Source organism: Streptomyces sp. NPDC058665 (assembly GCF_042714995.1).
Taxonomy (GTDB): Bacteria; Actinomycetota; Actinomycetes; order Streptomycetales; family Streptomycetaceae; genus Streptomyces.
Map to the genome: position 1 here is coordinate 101,388 of NZ_JBHXRX010000008.1, position 21,263 is coordinate 122,650.

The window sequence follows — 21,263 nt, forward strand, 5'->3', positions numbered from 1 at the left end:
CCGGCGATCCAATTGAGATGACGCCTAAGGTCTCCTCGCGTGGGCCCGGACGTTGCCACAGCAGCTGTCCCACGCCGAGGCGATCCGCCACGACGCGGGGAACGAACTCGAAGGAGTTCCGCACCGCCACGGGCTGTTCCACCATCTGGGCAACGTCGTGCCGCTCTGCCCGAACCACCACACGCTGTTCGACGGCAACTACCCCGACATCTGTGCCGAGCTGGCCGCGCCCGCACCGGCACCGGCCGACTCGAAGGCCGCCGACGCCTACACCGCCCTGAAGACCGGCAACGCCCGTCTGCGTCGCGACAACACGACCTTGCCGAACAGCTCGAACTCGCTGTCGCCGCTATCCAACGGCTCAGCGTCGACAACGACCGTCTGCGAACCGCACTGCACGAAGCACGCTCCGTCACACCGCTGCCCCGGCAGCCACGCTGACCAACCCACGGACACATGACGACAGAACCATAGGAACGGGCCAAGCGTCGCGGCCCGTTGCGGTTCCCGGCGCTGGCCAGCCTCGCGTCGATCCTCCGCCGGGCGCCGGGAAGGGGAAGACGGCTCGTCGTCTCCCCTTCTGATCTGCGTACTCGCGGGTCGGAAGGGGGAGCCGGGTAAAGCAAGCCCGGCCTGGTGGCGCTCGTGCCACAACGGGCCGGTCTCGGCGGCGAGTTCAGCGGTCACGTCGGCCGTCACGGCAGGGGCTGTTCTGTCCAGATGCACTTGCCCTCGGCCATGGAGCGGGTGCCCCAGCGCTGGGAGAGGGCGGCTATCAGTTGCAGTCCCCGCCCGCCCTCGTCGGTCTCGGAGGCACGGCGGATCCGGGGGGTGGTGGGACTGGTGTCGGACACCTCGCAGATCAGCCTGTCACCGCGCAGCAGCCGCAGCACGAACGGGCCCTTACCATGCCGGACGGCATTGCCCACCAACTCGCTGACCAGCAGTTCGGCGGTGATGGCCAGAGGTTCGAGGTCCCAGCGGTCCAGCTGTTCGCGCACGTGCTCCCGGCCCTCGCCCGCCGCGATCGGCCCGTCCGGCAGGGACCACACCGCGACATCGCCGGGTGCGAGGGCGTGGGTCCGGGCGATCAGCAGCGCGGCGTCGTCCGCCGTCCGCTGCTTCTCCGGCAGCAGCTCGGCCAACACCTCGTCGCACACCCGCTCCAGCCCGGCCTGTCCTGACTCGGCCCCCGGGCGGCTCGACGCGGTGGACAGCGCGCTCGCCAGATGCCGCATCCCGCGGTGGATGTCCTGGTTGACGGATTCGACCAGCCCGTCGGTGTACAGCACCAGCAGACTGCCCTCGGGCAGCTCGATCTCGACCGTCTCGAAAGGCGGTAGCGCCGCGCCCAGCGGCGGGTCGGGGGTGAGGTCGGGGAACCGGACGGGCTTCCCGGGGCAAACGACCGCAGGCGGCGGATGTCCGGCGCGGGCAAAGACGCAGCGTCTCGTTACGGGGTCGTACACCGCGTACAGACAGGTCGCGTAGAAGTCGTCGCCGAGTTCGCTGACCAGGTCGTTCAGCCGGGTGAGCAGGTCGGCGGGCGAGAGATCGAGGTCGGCGAGGGTGTGCACGGCGGTCCGCAGCCGCCCCATGGTGGCCGCCTCGGCCAGCCCGTGCCCCATCACATCGCCGACGACCAGCGCCACCCGGGCGCCGGACAGCGGGATCACGTCGTACCAGTCGCCCCCCACCTCGATTCCCTCGCTCGCGGGCAGATAGCGGGCGGCGGCGGTGACCGAGCGCAGCGCGGGCAGTCCGCGCGGCAGCAATCCGCGCTGGAGCTCCTTGGCCCGGTTGTGCTCGGCGTCGTACAGCCGGGCCCGTTCGATGGCCTGCGCCGTCAGTCCGCTGAGTGCGGTAAGCAGCGCCCGCTCCTCGCCGTTGAGATGGCGCGGCTCGGCGAAGGAGACGACCTGGCAGCCGATGGCGCGGCCGGAGACCAGCAGCGGGAGGAAGGCCCAGGCGGACTTCGCGGCGGCGGAGGGGCGCCAGCCCATCGATGGATAGCGCGCGATGTACTCCTCGGGTGAGTCGATGAAGACCGGCCGACGGCTGTGGTACACCTCGGAGACCGGGGAGACCTCCTCGACGTAGGAGCGGTCGAGGGTGTCGAGGAAGTCCTGCCCGTAGCCGACCGCCCCGGCGATCCGGATGATGTTCCCCTCGATGAGCTGGACCGCGAACCCGGAGGCTCCGAATGGTGGCAGCATCCGCTGGGCGATCGCGTTCACCACATCGTTCATGGTCAGGGCCTCGGCGAGGGTGGTGGTCAGCTCGGTGACCCGGGCGGTGCGCTGGGCCGCGGCGCGTTCGGCGGCGGCCTGCCCGCTCTCGCGAAGGCGGCGCTCTGTGATGTCGGTGGCGTACACGGCGAGCCCGTCGACCACCGGGACCAGCCGCATCCGGTACCAGAGCCGGTCGGTGGGCCAGTGGATGTCGAAGCTGACCGGGGCGGCGTCGGCGACGGCCCCCAGGTAGCGTGCCCGGAGGTCCGGTACGACGGAGTCGACCCCCAGGTCGGCCAGCACGTCCCACAGAACGCGGCCGAGCGGGGTGTGGAAGCCGCCGAGCAGCCGCTCGGCGCCGCGGCTGACGAAGGTGAGCCGCCAGTCGCGGTCGACGGTGAACAGGGCGTCGGTCATCTGCCGCAGGGTGCGGGCCACCGGGGCGTCGGCCGCTACAGGGCCCGCCGGGCCGTCGGCCGGCGCCCCGTCGGGGTGCCGCAGCCGCAGGCCCGCCCAGGCGGCCAGCGCCTCGACGGCCGCGCGCCGCGGCGGCGGGGGCTCCCGGGCGGCCAGCACGGACAGCGCGCCCAGCGCCGCGCCGTCGCCGCCGTCCGTGGTCGGGAGCAGTGGAACGGCCAGCAGCCCTCCGACACCGGGCAGTGCCGGGACCGTACCGCCCCGGCCGTCCCCGGGAGTCCAACGCGTCACGCGCAGGGCCGTGGCCCTGGCCGGGACGCTGGGGTCGCCCTCCGTGAGCTCGGCCCACTCCCGGTCTCGGGCCATGGTCCGCGCCAGCCCGTGCACCGCGACCAGCACGAGCCGCCGGGTGCCGGGGACGCGTAGATGCACCATGCCGCCCAGCCCGCCGGACTCCGTCACGGCGGCGTCGAGCGTGAAGGCGGACAGCTCGGAGCCGGCCAGCTCCTCGCCCGCCTTCATGATGGTGCGCAGCCACGCGCAGGTGGCTTCGTGCATAGATGCCCCTGCTGTACCTGAGAAAGCTACTTACCCTTTGATCTCCACCTTTCATGCTATAGGGGATTTCGCGAGGCGTCGGGTCGGTCAGTCGGCCGCCGGTCCCGGGGGACGGCGGTCCACCGGCGTCAAGGTGTGGATCACCGGGAGGGAGGAGGCCCGGACCACCTGCGAGGTCACGGACGGCGCCAAGATGAACGAGATCCGGGCCCACCCCGGTTCAGTCGAGAGCTGCGAGGTGGCCGGCGGCGCCTCCGCGCCATTCGATCATGAAGAGGGTGGCGGCTGGTGCGCCCGCCCCGCTGCTTCTTCAGTGTGTGGGAGAGCCGGCGCAGATCCGCCCGCATGCCGTCGGACTGCTCCTGGCCCAGGCGGTTGGGCATCTTCCGGGCGCGCTTGCCTTGGGAGCCCCCACCGCATCTGTTCGACGCTGCCGGGGCGGGCGGTCACGGTCGCGAGGATCAGCCGTTCCTCCTCACCCTCACCACCAAGGCCAACGGCACCGCCAGCGCGCCCCTGCCGGTCAACTCCCATACCGGTGAGAACTTCTGGATCCGGCAGGCCAAAGCACCCGTCGGCCCCGGCCCCCTCCGACGACAACCAGGGGGCCGACGACTCTGGCGCTGCGACGTGTCAGGATCCGGATCCTGTCCGCCGGGCAGTGGCCACCGTCCTCATCCACTGGTCACGGATGCTTTCACGTCATATCCGCAGCCTGGCCTTCGCATTCATCCGGCGAGGTGATGACTGCGTCTTGCAGCGGCCGTATGAAGAGTTCGCGGGACATGTCGGGGTCCAGGGCGGAACGGGAGATACGCCAGGGACCTGTGCTCTGCGGATAGCACCGTGTGGTGATGGCTGTTCCACCGTAGTACGCCTCGATCAAGGAGCCGTCGACGTAAAGAACAAGATCTCCGTCTGCGCGGTGGGGCAGGAGAGCCTCATACTGGCGGGTCCCGGACCCCTGCCGGGTACGCAGCCGGAAGGACCGGCGGTCAGGATCCACGCTCAGGGTCAGAGAAGTGACACTGTCCGTGTGGGCGAGGTGAAGGCGCGCCGGTCCTCTGGTTCCCAGGCCTGTCGCCGAAATCTCGGCCTGGGCCGGTACGGGCCGGGCCGGGTGGGGGCCGGAGGCCGACGCTCCGTCCGCCGATTCGGTCACGTTCGGTTTGCGCAGGCCGCTCAGTTCGCGAGGCGGTCGTGACTCGATCCTGTCGTCCGACAGGGTCAGCTGCCGGGGCAGAGTCAGCGCGCCGGCTTTGTGCAGGTGTTGCTGCCGCTCCGGGGGAAGGTCTTCTTGGGCCCAGCCCCACAGGAGGGTTCGCCCGGACAGGTCGGTGGTGACCGCCGGCGCGTAGAAGGCGTCACCGGAGTCGAGAAGTCCCGTCGCCCGGGGGTGGAAGCGGTACGTGACCGGGTCCAGGTCGCCCACGACGTACACGACATGGCTGAGAGGGCGGTCGGTGCCGGGTTTCTGGATGCTGAGGATGAGCGCCCAGGTGCCGTCGAACTCCAGCAGTTGAGGACATTCCCAGTGCTGCCCGAGTCCGCCGGGAGCGTCGAGTCCGGCCGGGGGAGCGAAGAAGACGCCGCCGTAGGTCCACCGGGTGGCGTCCGGCGAGTGGTAGACGAGGACGGTGCCGTGCGGCTCTTCGCCACGTGTGCCGGAGCCGAGCAGCAGATGCCAGCCTTTGGTGTCACGCCACAGATAGGGGTCCCGGTGGTATCCGGTGCCGTTGGCGGTGGGTGCTCCGGGGACCAGCGGATTGCCTGGGTCCTTGGTCCAGTTGGTCAGGTCCGGTGAGCCGGTGGCGCGGCAGACGGACTCCACCCGTGCGTCCCCGTCGCCGGTGACCCCGGTGTAGTACGCGGTGGGTACGCCGTCGATGTCACGTACGCAGCCGGACCAGCAGCCGTCGGCGTCCGGCCCGTGGGGGTCGGGGGACAGCGCTCGCGGATGGCGCCGCCAGGTGACCAGGTCCGTCGAGCTGACGTGGCCCCAGTGCGGTGGGCCCCAGACGGGTGCGGCCGGGTTCTCCTGGAAGAACAGGTGGTAGCGGCCGTTCCAGTGGATCGGCCCGTTGGGGTCGTTGAGCCAGTTGCGTTCGGCGGTGATGTGGGAGCGGGGCTCCCAGGTGGCCAACGGCAGCGTGGACCGCGTACGGCGGGAGCCGGTCACCGGGCCTCCCCCGAGGGGGCGGCGGCCGAAGGGGCGGTGACGATCTCCACGCGGGTGGCGGCGGTGACGGGCTCCTCGGTGCCCAGCACCCCTTCGATCACCTCGATACGCGCCACGAGTTCGCCGTCGGCGTCCCGGTGCTGCTCATAGGTGCCCCAGCCCTTGCCGTGGCACCAGAAGGACCGGAAGTCCCCGTCCTCGGTGCTCCGAGGGGCGAAGCGCACCAGGTTCTGGGAGAGGTCCACACTGAATCCGGAGAACGCGGTCAGCAACGCGTAGCTGGCGAGCGACCGGGTGTAGTGGTGACCCGCCTCGTTCTCGCTCCAGGGGTTGCGGAGATAGCCGTCCTGGCGGGCACGCAGCCGCTCCACGATGGCCACGCCCTCCTCGACGAACCCTTCGTAGATGAGCGAGGAGGCGACCTGGTGTTCCACACCGGTCCATACCTCGTCGCTGTAGCCGAAGGGAAACCGCGGGCGCCCTCCGTTCGGCCACGAGCACAGCACCAGCCCCGGTTCGTCGCCCAGGGCGTAGACGCGCTGCACCGTGGGGACTTCGCGCATACGCGGCACGGTGTTGTGCTCCACGATCGACATCAGCGCGGACCGGATGTGGTCGGAAGGCAGCAGATGGCCGAGGCCCGTCACCGTGGCCACGAACTGGCCGAGCAGTTGGTCGGAGTGGCAGCCGCGTCCGAACTGGTAGCGGTGGGCGTTCACGTCCTCCAGCCGCTGTTCGAAGTAGGAGCCGTTCCAGCAGAGGCGGTCCAGATTGGCGGCCGACTGCTCGGCCTGCGCGGCGTATTCGGCGGCCAGTTCGCCCTCTCCCACGGCGGTGGCCATGGCCTCGCCGGCGCGCAGCGCGGCGATCATGAAGGTGCCGGTCATGCCGTTGGGACCGTAGAACTCGATGTCGTAGGTGTTGCTCTGCTGGCTGTCGGGGACGAGGTCGCCGTCGGTGTCCCAGTGGTCGACCGCGTACGCCATCGCCTTCTTGACGGCGGGCCAGATCTCCCGCAGGAAGTCGTCGTCCCCGCTGATCCGCCACTCACGGCAGGCCCGCACGATCGAGCCGAGATGGCCGTCGGCGGCCGGGACCATCTGCCAGCGCGGCTCGCCGAGAGTCTGGCGCGAACGGAAGGGCAGCGCGCCGTCGTCGTCCAGTTCGATCAGGAACTCCGCCCGCCGCATCGAGCGCTCCAGACGCGGGAAGAGGAAGGCGACGCCCTGGGCGTAGTTCCACACGTGGTTGACGTTGCCCAGACCGCAGCCGACATGGTCGCGGGTGCCCTCCCAGCCGTAGAAGTCGCCGGTCTCGGTCCAGAAACAGGTCGAACTGCGGATCACGGTCAGATTGCTCGCGACGGCGTCGATCACCGGCTCGGGCAGAGAGGAGTCGTACAGCGCCTGGCTGAACCGCCGTGACCGGCCCTCCAGTGCGGGGAGCCGTCCCACCAGGTCCTGCACCACGGCCCAGGCGTCGTCGTAGACGGTGGCGTAGTGGTTGCGGATGAGCGGGTACTCACCGCGGGCGTGCCTGGCCAGGTCGTCGTCCACCTCAACCCAGCCCTTGGGGCGGTTCGGGATGTGCCAGGCGAAGGCGAACTCGTAGGACCGGGACCCGTGCGCGGGCAGCGTCTTGGGGACGGCGATGGAGCCGATCTTCTCCCGCAGCCGCAGATAGCTGAAGTCGTAGAAGTTGTCGAGTTCCGAGCCGGTGGATTCCACGGCGTGGTACTCGTCGAGCCGGCCGTCGTCGGTGAAGTCGTCCCAGAAGTCCTGGGCGTTGTCGGTCCACTGGCCCTGGAGCCAGACGGGCCGGAAGGTCGCGTCGGGCTCGGTGGTGACGAAGGCCATGCTGCCGTACGCCTCGGTGTCCGGTGCGTCGTCGGAGGTGTAGAACAGGCCCTTGCCGGCGTCGCCTTCGCGCAGTTCGTTGGCCACCTCGCCGGACAGCTTCAGATTGCCGAAGACGTCGTATCCCTCGAAGCCGACGGCGTTGGCGAAGGAACCGACGACCGAGACCTCCAGAGGTTCGCCGGTGAGATTGGTGACGTGATAGCGCAGAATCGCGCCGGGGATGCCGGAGTCCACCTCATCCAGCGGCACGAACGGTGTGAAGGCCTCAAGCACCACCCGGACCGGCAGGTCGGGGTCGGTCAACTCGACGTACACGAACGGGTACACCGACCACATACGGGAGTGGCGGAAGCGCGGCAGCCCGGCCAGCTCACCGTTGTAGTAGCCGTGCGAGCGGTTGTGCGGGCCCGGGAGTTCGGCCTCCAGCGCGGCGGTGTGCACCGTGCCGTCCGAGGAGCGGGTGCGGATCGCGAAGAAGGAGAACGGCAGATAGTTGTTCTTGCCCGGCCAGTTGAAGATCTCCCAGTCGCGGAACTGGCCGCGCGATCCGACCGAGAAGTTGCCGGTGCCGATCCCGCCGAGCAGGAATGCCGCCGATGTGGCGGACTCCGGATAGCTCCGTACGCGGTCGCGCATGAAAGTGGCGTCGGACGGCTTGTGCACAGTCTTTCTCCTTGTACATGAGGGTGCGACGGGGCGACGGCCCGCGCTTGGGCAGGGGCCGGCACCTGGACGAGCCGGGGGGGGGAGAGGTGAGAGGGCTACTCGTTGAGCCCGGACCGGGTGAATCCCTGGACGATCCAGCGCTGGCCGGCGACGAAGACCAGCAGGACCGGAATGAGCGCGACGGTGACCGCGGCCATCACCAGGCTGCTCTGCTGCCCGAAGGGCGGACGCAGCGACTGGATGCCGACCGGCAGGGTCATGATGTCCGTGCTGTTCAGGAAGATCAGCGGGGAGAAGTAGTCGTTCCAGGACAGGATGAAGGTGATGACCGTCAACGAGGCCAGCGCGGGTTTGGCCAGCGGCAGCGCGATACGGAAGAAGATCCGGATCGGACCCGCGCCGTCGATCGTCGCGGCCTCGATCAGCGCGTCCGGAGTGCTCCGGAAGAACTGCCGCATCATGAAGATACCGAAAGCACCGGGAATTCCCGGGGCGAAAGCGCCCAGCAGTGCGGGGACGACCAGCGCCCAGGGGCTGTCGATCAGTCCGAGCTTCCCCATGATGACGTACAGCGGCACGATCGTCACCTGGATGGGAATCATCAGGGACACCAGGAGCAGGCCGAACAGCGCGTTCCTGAAACGGAATTCGAGCTTGGCGAAGGCATAGCCGGCCAGCGCGCTCGTGATGACGATTCCTGTCGTGGCCAGCAGGGACACGAGCACCGAATTCTGCAGGAATCGCAGCACCGGGTAGTCGTCGGAGGCGAGTCTGGTGTAGTTGTCCGGATGCCATTGGGTGGGCAGCCACCGCGGCGGGACGGTCACCGAGGCGGCGGCCGAGCGCAGCGAGGTGGAGAACATCCACAGGAACGGAGCGAGCATCACCAGCCCGCCGATCGTGAGCAGCGTCGTCGTACCGCGCGGACGCCAGTGACGCACGGCCGTTCCCCGTCGTCGTACCGGCTTGGTCCCGCTTGTCTCACTCATAGTGGACCCACTTCCGTGACACCCGGAACTGCAGGGCGGTGACAATGCCGATGACGACGAGAAGGGACACGGAGACAGCCGCCGCATAGCCGAAGTCGAAGGACTGGAAGGCCTTTTCGTAGATGTACATGACGACGCTGCGGCTGGAATCTCCCGGCCCGCCGTTGGTGAGGACAACGATCGAGTCGAACACCTTCAGGGCGCCGATGAGATAGAGCGTGGTCACGAAGAAGATCTGCGGGGAAAGCAGCGGAACGGTGACCGAGCGGAACTGCCGCCACGCGGACGCGCCGTCCAGACTCGCGGCCTCGTAATAGACCCTGGGAATTCCCTGGAGGCCCGCCAGGAGGATGAGCATCGCCAGACCGACGTTCTTCCACACGTCGAGGATGACGATCGACGGCAGCGCCCAGCTGGAACTGGACAGCCAGTGCACCGGACCGATGCCGACCAGCCCCAGGTAGTAGTTGAAGATGCCGTCGTCGGTCTGGAGGAAGAACTGCCACACGATGGCCACGAAGATCAGGCCGACCAGCGACGGGAAGAAGAACGCGGAGCGGATCGTCACCCGCAGCCACCCGGACATCCTCCGGTTCAGCCCCACCGCCAGCAGCAGCGCGAGGCCGACGTTGAGCGGCACGGCCAGCACGCAGAAGATCGCCGTGTTGAGGTACGTCTGCCGCAGCCGGGTGTCGTCGGCGAGATGGTGGTAGTTGCTGAGACCGTTGCCCTGCGGCGGGGAGAAGAGGTCGTAACTGGTGAAGCTGTAGTACACCGTCAGCACCAGCGGCAGCAGCACGAAGACAGCGAATCCGACGGTGGCCGGGGTGACGAACAGGATTCCGGGCCACTGACTGATCCTGCGCCCACGGCGCGTCGGGGCGGTCCGCCGCGAGTAGTCACGGCCCCGCGGTGGGCGGGCGGTCGCCTGTATCGCCGTCATAGCGCCTCCCTGATCTCGGCGTCGGCCTCACGCAGGCCCCTGGCGGGGTCCAGCCGGCCGGACACGATCTGCTGGAGGTAGCGCATCGCGACGGATTCGAGGGTGTCGTAGAAGGCGGGGGCGGCCACCGGACGGCTGTCGTCCAGCTGCCGGAAGAGGAAACCGAAGGCGTCGTCGGCCGCCTTGTCCCCGGTGTCGTCACCGATGCCGGGATAGACCGGCATCGCCTGCCCGACCTCGGTCAGCCGGGCCACGGACGACGGAAGCAGCAGGTCGTCGATGGCGGCCCAGGCGGTGTCGGGCTTGACCGCCCGGGTACTCAGTGCCCATCCGCTGCCGCCGACCACCGTCGTGTGCGAGACGCGCCTGGGCCACGGACGCGCGGTGTAGTCGGTGAACCCGGCCGCCGACCACCCGGGCAGCGGCCACCGACCGGCGCCGACCATCGCGAACTTCCCCGCGGCGAACTGCGAGTAGACATCCACATTGGTCGGGTCGGGGGAGACCTTGTACTTCTGCACCAGGTCCCTGACGAAAGCGACCGCCTCGACCACTCTCGGATCCGAGAGCGTCGGCCGCCGGTAATCGTCCGTCACCGGGTAACCGCCGTTGGTCAGCCACCACGGGTGCCACTGGAAGAAGCCCCACGGCAGTCCGAACCCCATGACACCTTGCCCGGTCAGCCGCCGGGCGGTGTCGAGGAAGTCCTCCCAGGTCCAGTCCGGTCCGGGCAGTTCGACACCGCGGGCGCCGAAGATCTCCGGGTTGCAGTAGACGGCCATGGTCTGCCAGCCGTTGGGAACCGCGTAGAGTCGGCCGTCGACGGTATAGGCGTCGACCAGCGCCTTCGGCAGCTTGCCGACGCGCTCGCGGAAGGCCGCCGGGCTGTCCTTCACCCGGGCGTCCAGCGGGGCGAGCATGCTGCGCTCCACCGAAAGACGGGCGCCCTCCATGCCCAGATTGAGCAGGTCCGGCGAGTGCCCGGCGGCCATCTGGACGGCCAGTTTGCTCACGTAGTCACCCCAGAGGGTGACCGGCACCACGTTGTTGGAGACCTTCAGACCGGGGTGCTGCCTGCGGAAGGCCGCGAACGTGGCGTTGTAGACCCTGGCCTCGTCCGCGTTGCCCCAGTTCTGCACCTTCAGTGTCGACGACCGGTCGGCGTTCGAGCCGCTCCAGCCGCAGGCGCTCAGTGCCGCGCTCGCGGGCACTGCCGCGAGTCCCGCCGCGCTCACGCGCAGCAGCCTCCGTCTGCTCAGGGCCGCGGACAGCGGCGCCCGCGGCGGACCTGATTCGTTCATGGTCGTGCGTCCTCTCAAGAGGAGAAGCGATGTCGGCTCAGGGCCCGTACGTCATGGGCGGTGTCCCGCGCCCATGGCGTACGGCGGCCGGGTGTCAGTGCCCGCCACCGCAGGAGCGGCGGAGCCTGACGTCGGGACGCAGCCGGACACCGCGGGCGGCGGCGGCCGGCTCGTCCATGCGCTGGAACAGCAATTCGGCGGCGGTACGGCCGAGTTGCTCGGTGGGCTGGGCGGCCACGGTCAGTGGCCGCTCCAGCAGGGTGAACAGAGGCAGGTCGTCGAAGCCGACGAGGGCGACATCGTCCGGGACGCGCAGCCCGGCGCCGTGCAGCGCTCCCAGCACGCCCTGAAGGATGACGGCGTTGCCGCAGAAGAACGCGGTCGGGGGCTCGGCGGACGACTCCAGCAGTTCCAGGGCGAGCCGGCCGGCCAGTGCCATGGTCCGCGCGGTGCCGACCGCGTCGCGGAGTTTGCCCTCGCCGACCAGCAGGCTCGCGCCGGGCACCGAGGCGACCGCGGCCTCGCAGGCGGCCAGCCGCTCGCGGCTGGGGGTGGCGGCCGTCGTACCGACGATCGCCGCGAGCCTGCGGTGCCCGTGGTCCAGCAGATCACGTACGAGAGCTTCGGTGCCCGCCCGGTTGTCGACCAGCACACTGTCGAAGGGGTTTCCCCGCAGGGTGCGGTCGACGGTCACGGTCGGTATTCCGGCGTCCGCCAGGGGGGCGAGCCGGGCCGGGTCCTCGGTGGACGGGGCGACGATCACGCCCGCGACCTGTTCCTCCATCATGAGGTCGAGGTAGAAGCGTTCACGCTCCAGGTCCTCGTCGGTGTTGCACAGCAGTACGGCGTGGCCCCGGCGGGCGGCCACGTCCTCGACCGCGCGGGCGATGGACGCGAAGAACGGGTTCTCCACGTCGGAGAAGACAAGTCCCACCGCGTCGGCCTGCCGGCGGCGCAGTGTGCGCGCCGCCCGGTTGGACCGGTAGCCCAGCGCCGCCGCCGCCCGGCGCACCTTCTCCGTCCGGGCGGCACTGACCGTGGAGCCGTTGCCGGAGAGCACCCGGGAGACCGTCGCGGTGGATACTCCCGCGGCCTTCGCGATGTCCTCGTACGTTGCCATCGACGGCTCCTTGCAATCCATTACATGTAATCCATTACATTTCATCGCCCGGTTAAGACGCGATGACCTGTGGATTTCGATGAGTGTGCGCCCGGGGCAGGCCCCGGTCAAGGGTGTCGATCGAAGAAATTTCCGTCGTCAGCCCTCGATGGGGGCATCAAGGGCGGTGGCAAGGGCGGCGTCGAGTTCGGCGGCGGTGGGGGGATTGGCCCCGGCGCGTGTGCAGGTGATGGCCGCCGCGACGACGCATCGGGTCAGGACGCTCCGGATCTCCTCGGCTGTGGCCGGAAGGGTGTTGTGGCCCGTACCGCGCGCTCCGTCGGCGCCGCCCGGCCCGCCCGCAGGCCGCCCTGAGCCGGCGGCGATCGCGTCGAGGAGCGCGGCCTGGAACGAGTCCCCCGCCCCCACGGTGTCGACGACGGTGATCTTCCGAGCCGGGACCCGTACTTCCTCCTTCGCCGTGACGGCGAGCGCGCCCTCGCCTCCCAGCGTCACCACGACCAGTCGCGGCCCGTGGTCGGCCAGCAGACGGGCGGCGGCGTCGGGCGCCGTCCCGGGGAAGAGCCAGTCGAGATCCTCGTCGCTCGCCTTCACCACGTCGGCGACCGCCGCCAGGCGCAGGCAGGCCGCGCGGTACGCGTCCCGGTCGGGCTGGACGGCCGGGCGGACGTTGAGGTCCACCACCACGGTGCAGCCGTCCGACGCGCCCGCCTGCCGGCACAGCCTCAGTACCTCGCTCGCGCCCGGTTCGAGTACCGCCGCCAGCGATCCGGTGTGCAGGACGGCGGTGCCGTCGGGGATCTCCAGACGCTCCGGGTCCCAGGAGGCGAGGAAGTCGTAGGTCGCCGAGCCGTTGTCGTCCAGATAGGCCAGCGCGACCGTGGACCGTCCCGATGTCCCCGGGACGCGGACGACGTCCAGCCCGCTGGCGTCCAGATGGGCGGCGATCCGTGTCCCCGGCAGGTCCTCGCCCCAGGTGGTCACCAGGGTGGCCGGGCGGCCCAGGCGCCGCAGTCCCACCGCCACATTGGCCGGGCTTCCGCCGGCCGCCGGTGCGATCAGGTCGGCGCCCGCCCGCCACAGCAGATCGACCAGCACCTCGCCCACCACGGTCACCCGTGTCTGCCCGTGCGTTGCCGCTTCTCGCGTCATCGGTCTCCTTCGCCAGTGACTGACCGTCATCCGCGGGCTGCGGAAAACATGGTGAGACTAAGCGCTTTACCTGTCGGTGTCGACGTTGTAACGTGCTCGCCATCAAGCAGGTAAAGCGCTTTACTTTAGGAGTCTCACACGTGCCGAGCGACGCACCGATCTTCTTCCGGCCGCCGGGTGGATGGGTGGGGGACGTGATCCCCTACTTCTGGGACGACCGGTTCTGGCTGTTCTATCTGCACGAGACCCGCAGCGGGGTCGTCGACGCGGGGACCTCCTGGCACCTGGCGTGCACCCGCGACTTCGTGGACTTCGACTATCGCGGCGAGGTGCTGCCGCACGGCGGTCCGCTGGACCAGGATCTGCACGCGTACACCGGCAGCGTGATCGAGCACGAGGGCACGCACCACCTGTTCTACACCGGATACAACCCGGCCGTCCGGGACCCCGCCACCGGGGTACCGCTCCAGGCGGTGATGCACGCCGTCAGCGACGACCTGCTGACCTGGACGAAGCTGCCAGAGGACACCTTCCACGCCCCCGCGGACCGCTACGACCCGGCGGACTGGCGTGATCCGTTCGTCTTCCGGGCCCCCGGCGCGGACGAGTTCACGATGCTGCTCGCGGCCAGGACCACCATAGGACCGCGGCGGCGGCGCGGCTGCGTTGCGCGCGCGGTCTCCGGGGACCTGAGTACGTGGACGGTCACCGAGCCGTTCTCCGCGCCGTCGCGATTCATCACGCACGAGTGCCCCGACGTGTTCGAACTGGACGGCCGCTGGTATCTGCTGTACTCGGAGTTCTCCGAGCGCTTCGCGACCAGATACCGCGTGGCCGACGGGCCGGACGGACCGTGGCGGACACCGGCGGACGACGGGATCGACGCCCGGGGCTTCTACGCGGCGAAGACCGCGGGCGACGGCGGTCGCCGGTTCGCCTTCGGCTGGATTCCCACCCGCCAGGGTGTGCGGGACGCGGGGGCCTGGGAGTGGGCGGGCGACCTCGCCGTCCACGAGATCACCGCCAGGGACGACGGCAGTCTGGCGGCGGCCATGCCCGGCGCGGTGCGCGCGTCGTTCGGTACGGTTCTCAAGACGCCGGAGCCCCGGCCGCTGAACGGCTCGTGGTCCGTCGGCGCCGACGCCGTGGAGTGCGCGGCGCCGGAGTCGCTGGCCACCTTGTGGGCGGCGGACCTGCCCGTACGCTGCCTGGTGACCACCACGGTGTCGTTCACGCCGGGCACCCGGGAGTGCGGCCTCGTGCTGCGCGGCAGCGACGACTGCGACGAGGGCTACTTCCTGCGGCTCGAACCGCCGCGCCGCCGGATGGTCTTCGACCGCTGGCCGCGCGCCGACCAGGGCCCGCACCAGTGGCAGCTGGCGGGCGACGTGCCCCACGCGGTGGAACTGGAGCGGCCCGCGCCACTCGAACCCGGGATCCCCCACCAGCTGGAGGTCCTGATCGACGACTCGGCCTATGTGGCCTACCTGGACGGAGAGATCGCGATGTCGGGGCGGATGTACGACCGCCGGACCGGCGGGCTCGGCTTCTTCGTCGGTGACGGGTCGGCGCGGTTCACCGACATCGCGGTGCGCGTACGTACGGAAGGTGAGGACGGATGAACAGTCGGCGCGGGATGTGGTCACTGGCGGGCCTGATGGTGTGCGTCCTCGGCGTGGCCACCGGCTGCGGTACGTCGGTGGGTTCGCCGGAGGCGGTACGGGGGTCCGTCTCCGGACCTGTCGAACCCCGCACGATCACCTGGCTCAACTCCAGGCCCAGCGACGGTCCGGTGATCAAGGCGGTTGCCGAGGTCGCGGCGGAGTACGGCAAGAGCCACCCCGGTTTCAAGCTCAACATCATCTCCACCCCGGACCGGCCGTCCTATCTGCAGAAGGTCGAGATGCTGGCCGCCGCGAAGAAACTGCCCGAACTCTTCGACGAGGACGCCACGCCCTTCGCCGAGAAGCTGCGCAAGCAGAACAGGCTCGTGGATGTCGGCAATCTCCTGGAGGAGTTCGGCGCGAAGGACCGGTTCAGGCCGCTCGCCCTCCAGTACCAGCAGTTCGACAACGGCGGTATCTACGGGCTGCCGCTGGAATTCGCCATGGAGTACTTCTGGTACAACAAGAAGACCTTCCAGAAGGCCGGGATCGCCCCGCCGAAGACCCTCGACGAGTTCATCGCCAGTTGCGAACCGCTGCGCGCCAAGGGCTATATCCCCATCGCCCTCGACGGAAAGGACGGCTGGCCCCTGGAACGCTATCTCGCGTACTACCCCTTCCGCCTCCAGGGGAACGACTTCGTCAAGAAGCTCAAGAAGGGCGACGCGAAGATGAGCGACCCCGCCGGGAAGTCCGGTGCGGAATTCGTCTCGCGACTGGGCAAAGCCGGCTGCTTCGCGGACGGCTTCTCCTCGGCCGGCTACACCGACGCCACCGACCTGTTCACCACCGGCAGGGCGGCGATGATCAACGACGGCACCTGGGACCTCGGACTCCTGGCCACCGACACGTTGCCCAAGTCGGTGCGTGACGACGTCGGTTACTTCACCCTGCCGACGACCCGGGGAGCCGTCACCGGCCCCGGCGACTACGTGGTCAGTTCCGGGATCGGCATGGCCGTCAACGCCCAGAATTTCGACCCACTGGTGAAGGACTTCCTCAAATACCTGGTCGCGCGGTACCCGGCCAAATACGCGGCACTGGGACAGATCTCGCCGACCACGGACACACCGACGGCGATTCCCGACGGGGCGACTCCGGTGTACGGGCAGGTGCTTCGGGAGGCCGACCGGCTCGGCACAAGGACCGCCAAGCCGTGGGACACCGAACTCGACCCGACCACCAACAACGTCGTACAGCAGAATCTCGTCCTGCTCGCACAGGGAAACATCAGCCCGCGGGAATTCGAGAAGAGCGTCGACGAGGCCGTCATCATCAATTCCCCGAGATTTTTCGTCAAATGAGGTCCGTCATGAGCCGCACAAGAAAGTCACGGAGCGGTGGGCCCGGTACGCGCTCCCGCGGCAGCTCCGGCGTACTGCCGGGACGCAACGGCCGCGCGGTGGCCGTGTTCCTCCTGCCGCCTCTGCTGGTCTACCTGGCGACCGTGGCCTTCCCGATCGGCGAGTCGCTCTTCCTGAGCTTCTTCCGGTGGGACGGCATCACCGCGATGAAGTTCATCGGCCTGGACAACTACCGGACGCTGCTCACCACCGACACCACGTTCCGCAGCTCCGCCCTGCACTCCGTGATCTACCTGGCGATCAATCTGGTCATCCAGCTGGGCGGGGCACTGCTCGTCGCCAACGCCCTCACCTACCTGCGGCGTGGGCGCGACACACTCAGGGTGCTCTACCTGCTGCCGGCGGTGCTGTCCACGGTGGCCATCGCGCTGCTCTTCCAGCGGATCTACTCCTCCGAGCCCGAGGGCCTGATCAACCAGATGCTCGGCGCGGTGGGCCTGGATGGGCTCGCCCGGCCGTGGCTGTCGGACATCCACACCGCACTCGTCTCGGTCTCGGTTCCGGAGGGCTGGCGGTTCATGGGCCTGTACACCGTGATCCTGCTGGCCGGGCTGCTCACCGTCCCGCGTGAGGTCGAGGAGGCGGCGCGGCTCGACGGGGCCTCGGAGACGCGGATCTTCTTCCAGATCCGGATGCCGCATCTGCGTCCGGTGTGGCTCACCACGCTGGTCATGGCGACCACGTACGGCCTGCGCGGTTTCGACGTCCCCTACCTGCTCACCAACGGAGGGCCCGGTGTGTCGACCGAACTCCTGACGACCTACATGTACAAGACGGCGTTCACCAGCACCGACTACGGCTATTCCAGCGCCATCTCGGTATTCATCGTCGCGGAGTGCGTGGTGGCCGTCGGCATCATCGTCGCGCTGCTGCGACGCAGAGGAGAGGCGCTGCTGTGAGCACGACGACCGACATACGAGGCTCCGCCGCCGGACCGGCGGCTCCGGCCCCGCAGGACCGCAAGAGAATGCGCGTGCGCTTCTTCACCGCGCCCCGCCTGTCCAAGATCCTGATCACGCTGGTCCTGCTGCTCCAGGTGTATCCGTTCTTCTGGCTCGTCACCACGAGCCTGCGCCCGGCGAAGGACTTCGCCTCGGGCAATCCGCTGGCGGTGACGACCAGCCCCACGCTCGACAACCTCACCCGCGCCTTCGAGAACGGCGACATCCCCCGGTTCCTCCTCAACAGCGCCCTGATCACGGTGGTGGCGGACATCCTCATCGTGGTCCTCGGCATGATGGGCGCCTACGCGCTGCAGGTACTCGGGTTCCGCTTCAGCCGTCTGGTGCTCGGCCTCTTCCTGCTGGGCATCGTGGTCCCCGTACAGGTGGCGCTGGTACCGCTGTTCATCAACTACACGAACGTGGGCCTCCTGGACACCTACCCCTCGGTGATCCTTCCGCAGGTCGGCTTCGCGCTGCCCATGTCGATCTTCCTCTTCATGAGCTTCTACTCCTACGTGCCGAAGGAGACGTACGAAGCCGCGGCGCTCGACGGCTGCGGGCCCTACCGGCTGTTCTGGTGGATCACCACACCCATGTCCCTGGGGACGGTGGCCACGGTGGTGTTCGTCAACACCATCTTCATCTGGAACGACTTCATCTTCGCCAACACCTTCATCCTGAGCACGGAGAAGAAGACCGTGCCGCTCGGCCTGCAGAGCTACCTCGGGTCGATGGGTTCCACCGACTGGACCGCCACGTTCGCAGCCGTGTCCGTGACCGTCACCCCGCTCGTCCTGGCGTTCCTGGTCTTCAGCAAGGTGGTCGTCCGCGGCCTGTCCGGCACCAGCCGGACCTAGGGTCTGTCGTTTGGATCTTGCCGGGCTCGCGGCCCCTGGCACGCACGCCCGCCGCGTTGTCGTCAGTCGCCGACGCTCCGCGTCGTCTCCCTCCTCCGCCTTGCGACCGCACGCACCAGACCCCGCTCCCTCATCCGGCCTGATCCAAACGACAGACCCTGACCCGGCTCACGACCAACTGCCCTGCCCCGCCCCGTCATCCGAGGATCACCATGTTCCCGTTCATCCCGGTACTCACCCCCTGGAACACCGGCGGCGCCGTCCGCAGCCGTTCGGTGACCGCGGAGAATCCCACAGGAGCGAAAGGGGCCGGCGGTACCGCCGCCTCCCCTCTCGGCCCCGGCCGCAAAGGCCGTCCCTGCCTCCCGCTCGGCCCCGGCGAGACCCTCGTCCTCGCCGACATCGACGGCCCGGGGATCATCACCCACCTATGGCTGACGGTCCCGGACAGCACGTCGGCGGGCCCCTTCGTCCTGCGCGACCTGGTCCTGCGCGCCTACTGGGACGAGGCCCCGGAGCCGTCGGTCGAGGTCCCGCTCGGGGACTTCTTCTGCAACGGCTTCGCCACCCGCGCCGAAGTCGTCTCGCTGCCCGTCGCGGTGCTCCCCACCGGCGGCATGAACAGCTACTTCCCGATGCCGTTCCGCCGCCGCGCACGGCTGACGCTCTCCAGCGAACACCCCGGCCCGATCGACGCGGTGTTCTTCCAGATCGACCACGTCCGGGTCGACGACGCCCGCCTGCTGGACGCCGCACCCTACTTCCACGCGCTGTGGAGCCGTACACCCCTGACGGAGACCGCCCGGGACCATGTGATCCTGGACGGGGCGAAGGGCAGGGGGGCGTACGTCGGCACACACATCGCGGTGGCGGCCCTGGAGCGCTTCTGGTGGGGTGAGGGCGAGGTGAAGTTCTTCCTCGACGGCGACACCGACAGCCCGACGATCTGCGGCACCGGACTGGAGGACTACGCCGGTGGTGCCTGGGCCTTCCAGGACGTGCTCGCGCCGGGCGCGGACCACAAGGTGGCGGTGTACAACTCCCCGTACCAGGGTCATCCGCAGTATCTGACCGAGGACCGGACCGGCTGGTCGCCGTATGCCACCCCCGCTGTGCCCCAGCACGGCCTGTACCGCTGGCACGTGCAGGATCCGGTCTACTTCGAGCAGGACCTCAAGGTCACCGTGCAGCAGATCGGCCACGACGGGAGGGACCTGTTCGAGCGGCGTGACGACGTATCATCGGTCGCGTACTGGTACCAGGACGTCCCACTCGCCTCGCGCGATCCGCTGCCCGCCGCGGTGTCGCGCCGTCCGCGCTGACGCGCGGAAGGCCTGCTGGGGCGACATGAACGAACCCCTGCGGGGGGTGGAGGTAACGGGTGGTGGCACGGGCTCCCCGGAAGAGGAGCGGCCGCATCACGATGCAGGACGTCGCGACCCGGGCGGGCGTGTCCCTGACGACGGCTTCCTTCGCCATCAACGACAACGGAGCCTCGAAGGTCTCCGCCGAGACCAGACGCCGGGTCCTGGAAGTCGCGGACGAACTCGGCTACCGGCCCAACGCCATGGCCCAGAACCTCAGCCGCGCCCGGTCGTCCTTCATCGGCCTGATCACCGACTCGGTCGCCACCACGCCTTTCGCCGGAGACATGATCCGCGGCGTGCAGGACGCGGCCCGCGCGCGCGGATACGTGATGCTCATGGCCAACACCGAGTCCGATCCCCAAGCGTCCCGCGACGTCATCAGCACGATGCTCGACCACCAAGTGCACGGCGTCATCTACTCCACCTGGTACCACCGCCAGGTCTCGGTGCCCACCGAGCTGTCCGGCCTGCCCGTCGTGCTCGCGAACTGCTACGCACGCGGCGATCACGTCCAGTCCTTCGTACCCGACGAGGCGGGCGGCGGAAGGGCCGCGACCGACGTACTGATCGCCGGCGGCCACCGCCGTATCGCCTTCATCAACAGCGCTCTGCCGGCACCCGCCACCACGGGACGGTTGCGCGGCTATCGCGAGGCCCTGCGCGCGGCGGGCATCCGCTTCGACAAGAACCTCGTCCTCACCACGACGCCCGAACAAGAGGGCGGCTACGACGCGGGCATGCAACTGCTGGACCTCAACCCCCGGCCGACCGCGGTGTTCTGCTACAACGACCGGGTCGCGATGGGGCTTTACGACGCCCTGCGCACCCATGGGCTGCACATCCCACGGGACATGGCGGTCGTCGGCTTCGACAACCAGGAGGTCATCGCGGCCCACCTGCGCCCAGCCCTCACCACGGTCGCCCTGCCCCACTACGAACTCGGCCACCGCAGCCTCAACTGGCTGATCGAAGCATCCAGTACTGCTGGCGAGGTCCCCAGCCCGACCCGCACACGTGTCGCCTGCCCTGTCATCGAACGCTTCTCCACATAGGTCTCGCGACCTGCTGCGAACGCCGTGTGGTGGCAGTCCGAACGCCAACGAGGTAGCTCTCCTGCGGGCTTGGCACACATACTTGAGTAGTGGGCAAACCATTCCACTACCTCCACGGAAACGATCTACACCGCGCTCCACGTCTTCGCAGCGATGGTCGGGCCAGTGCTGCAACGGTGTTGTTGTTGACGGGTGGTTGGTTTCGGGTGTGGTGTGTCCTCGTCGTTTGTAGTGGCCGGTGCGGGCTTGGCGGGGTCGGCGGTCACTTTGTGCTCGAAGACGGTGTAGTCGTCGAGGTGCGCTGCCCGCATCAGTTCGAGCGGCTCGTTGTAGAGGCCGGGGGCGAGGCTGTTCGGTCACCGCAGCCACCGGCATCCAGTCGGGTTGGACACGTTCCTCGGCGGCGGGGGCACCGACTTCAAGGCCTTCCGCAGCGTCAGCCGCTGCTACCCGGGCCGCCGCCCGTCGCCACGAACTCGCCGCAGAACCGGTCCGAACAGGCCGTCCGTGCCGGGTTCATGGCCGTTCTGCGTTCCGGATCGCCCGCCCCCCGGAGAGAAGACCTGCCTGCTGGCCTGGCAGACCGAACGGTTTGGTCGC

The 21,263-nt window shown here is 69.0% G+C and carries 15 protein-coding genes; 7 read left to right on the top strand and 8 right to left on the bottom strand.

Features of this window, described 5'->3' with window-relative positions; translation table 11 throughout:
• Nucleotides 1–52 precede the first annotated feature (52 nt).
• A complete protein-coding gene (locus ACFWV8_RS07340; RefSeq protein ID WP_384198800.1) occupies nucleotides 53–460 on the top strand; it encodes a hypothetical protein in 408 nt (135 codons plus the stop codon).
• Between the two features lie 235 nt (nucleotides 461–695).
• On the opposite strand, the gene ACFWV8_RS07345 is transcribed toward ACFWV8_RS07340, so the two are convergent.
• The 8 genes from ACFWV8_RS07345 to ACFWV8_RS07380 all read right to left on the bottom strand — a co-directional run bounded on the left by ACFWV8_RS07345 (nucleotide 696) and on the right by ACFWV8_RS07380 (nucleotide 13,415).
• The gene (locus ACFWV8_RS07345) at nucleotides 696–3,206 is read right to left on the bottom strand and encodes a SpoIIE family protein phosphatase (RefSeq protein ID WP_384198801.1); all 2,511 of its coding nucleotides are present in this window, start codon (nucleotides 3,204–3,206) and stop codon (nucleotides 696–698) included.
• Nucleotides 3,207–3,903: 697 nt separating this feature from the next.
• Nucleotides 3,904–5,385: a glycoside hydrolase family 32 protein gene (locus ACFWV8_RS07350; RefSeq protein WP_384198802.1), complete on the bottom strand. Its 1,482-nt coding sequence runs from the start codon at nucleotides 5,383–5,385 to the stop codon at nucleotides 3,904–3,906.
• Nucleotides 5,382–7,907 carry a GH116 family glycosyl-hydrolase gene (locus ACFWV8_RS07355; protein WP_384198803.1) on the bottom strand — a complete coding sequence of 842 codons (2,526 nt, stop codon included), beginning with the start codon at nucleotides 7,905–7,907 and terminating at the stop codon, nucleotides 5,382–5,384. Before ACFWV8_RS07355 ends, ACFWV8_RS07350 begins: the two co-directional genes overlap by 4 nt.
• Before the next feature lie 98 nt (nucleotides 7,908–8,005).
• Nucleotides 8,006–8,851 (bottom strand): carbohydrate ABC transporter permease, encoded by an 846-nt coding sequence (locus tag ACFWV8_RS07360; protein WP_384198804.1) that lies wholly within the window; start codon nucleotides 8,849–8,851, stop codon nucleotides 8,006–8,008.
• Nucleotides 8,852–8,891: 40 nt separating this feature from the next.
• A complete protein-coding gene (locus ACFWV8_RS07365; protein ID WP_384198805.1) occupies nucleotides 8,892–9,842 on the bottom strand; it encodes a carbohydrate ABC transporter permease in 951 nt (316 codons plus the stop codon).
• On the bottom strand, nucleotides 9,839–11,143 hold the full coding sequence (locus ACFWV8_RS07370; protein ID WP_384198806.1) for an ABC transporter substrate-binding protein: 1,305 nt from the start codon (nucleotides 11,141–11,143) through the stop codon (nucleotides 9,839–9,841). The genes ACFWV8_RS07365 and ACFWV8_RS07370 overlap by 4 nt, the downstream gene beginning before the upstream one ends.
• 94 nt (nucleotides 11,144–11,237) lie before the next feature.
• The gene (locus ACFWV8_RS07375; RefSeq protein WP_384198807.1) at nucleotides 11,238–12,263 is read right to left on the bottom strand and encodes a LacI family DNA-binding transcriptional regulator; all 1,026 of its coding nucleotides are present in this window, start codon (nucleotides 12,261–12,263) and stop codon (nucleotides 11,238–11,240) included.
• 138 nt (nucleotides 12,264–12,401) lie between these two features.
• On the bottom strand, nucleotides 12,402–13,415 hold the full coding sequence (locus ACFWV8_RS07380; protein WP_384198808.1) for a carbohydrate kinase: 1,014 nt from the start codon (nucleotides 13,413–13,415) through the stop codon (nucleotides 12,402–12,404).
• A 140-nt stretch (nucleotides 13,416–13,555) separates the two neighbouring features.
• Here ACFWV8_RS07380 and ACFWV8_RS07385 point away from each other — a divergent pair, with 140 nt between their 5' ends.
• The 6 genes from ACFWV8_RS07385 to ACFWV8_RS07410 all read left to right on the top strand — a co-directional run bounded on the left by ACFWV8_RS07385 (nucleotide 13,556) and on the right by ACFWV8_RS07410 (nucleotide 20,663).
• Nucleotides 13,556–15,037, top strand: coding sequence for a GH32 C-terminal domain-containing protein (locus ACFWV8_RS07385; RefSeq protein ID WP_384198809.1), 1,482 nt, complete (start codon nucleotides 13,556–13,558; stop codon nucleotides 15,035–15,037).
• Nucleotides 15,034–16,383 (top strand): ABC transporter substrate-binding protein, encoded by a 1,350-nt coding sequence (locus tag ACFWV8_RS07390; protein ID WP_384198810.1) that lies wholly within the window; start codon nucleotides 15,034–15,036, stop codon nucleotides 16,381–16,383. Before ACFWV8_RS07385 ends, ACFWV8_RS07390 begins: the two co-directional genes overlap by 4 nt.
• Before the next feature lie 8 nt (nucleotides 16,384–16,391).
• Nucleotides 16,392–17,342, top strand: coding sequence for a sugar ABC transporter permease (locus ACFWV8_RS07395; RefSeq protein WP_329378555.1), 951 nt, complete (start codon nucleotides 16,392–16,394; stop codon nucleotides 17,340–17,342).
• Nucleotides 17,339–18,244, top strand: a complete 906-nt coding sequence (locus ACFWV8_RS07400; RefSeq protein WP_384198811.1) for a carbohydrate ABC transporter permease — start codon at nucleotides 17,339–17,341, stop codon at nucleotides 18,242–18,244. Before ACFWV8_RS07395 ends, ACFWV8_RS07400 begins: the two co-directional genes overlap by 4 nt.
• 212 nt (nucleotides 18,245–18,456) lie before the next feature.
• Nucleotides 18,457–19,566, top strand: a complete 1,110-nt coding sequence (locus ACFWV8_RS07405; RefSeq protein WP_384198812.1) for a glycoside hydrolase family 172 protein — start codon at nucleotides 18,457–18,459, stop codon at nucleotides 19,564–19,566.
• Nucleotides 19,567–19,667: 101 nt separating this feature from the next.
• On the top strand, nucleotides 19,668–20,663 hold the full coding sequence (locus tag ACFWV8_RS07410; RefSeq protein WP_384198813.1) for a LacI family DNA-binding transcriptional regulator: 996 nt from the start codon (nucleotides 19,668–19,670) through the stop codon (nucleotides 20,661–20,663).
• Nucleotides 20,664–21,263 lie beyond the last annotated feature (600 nt).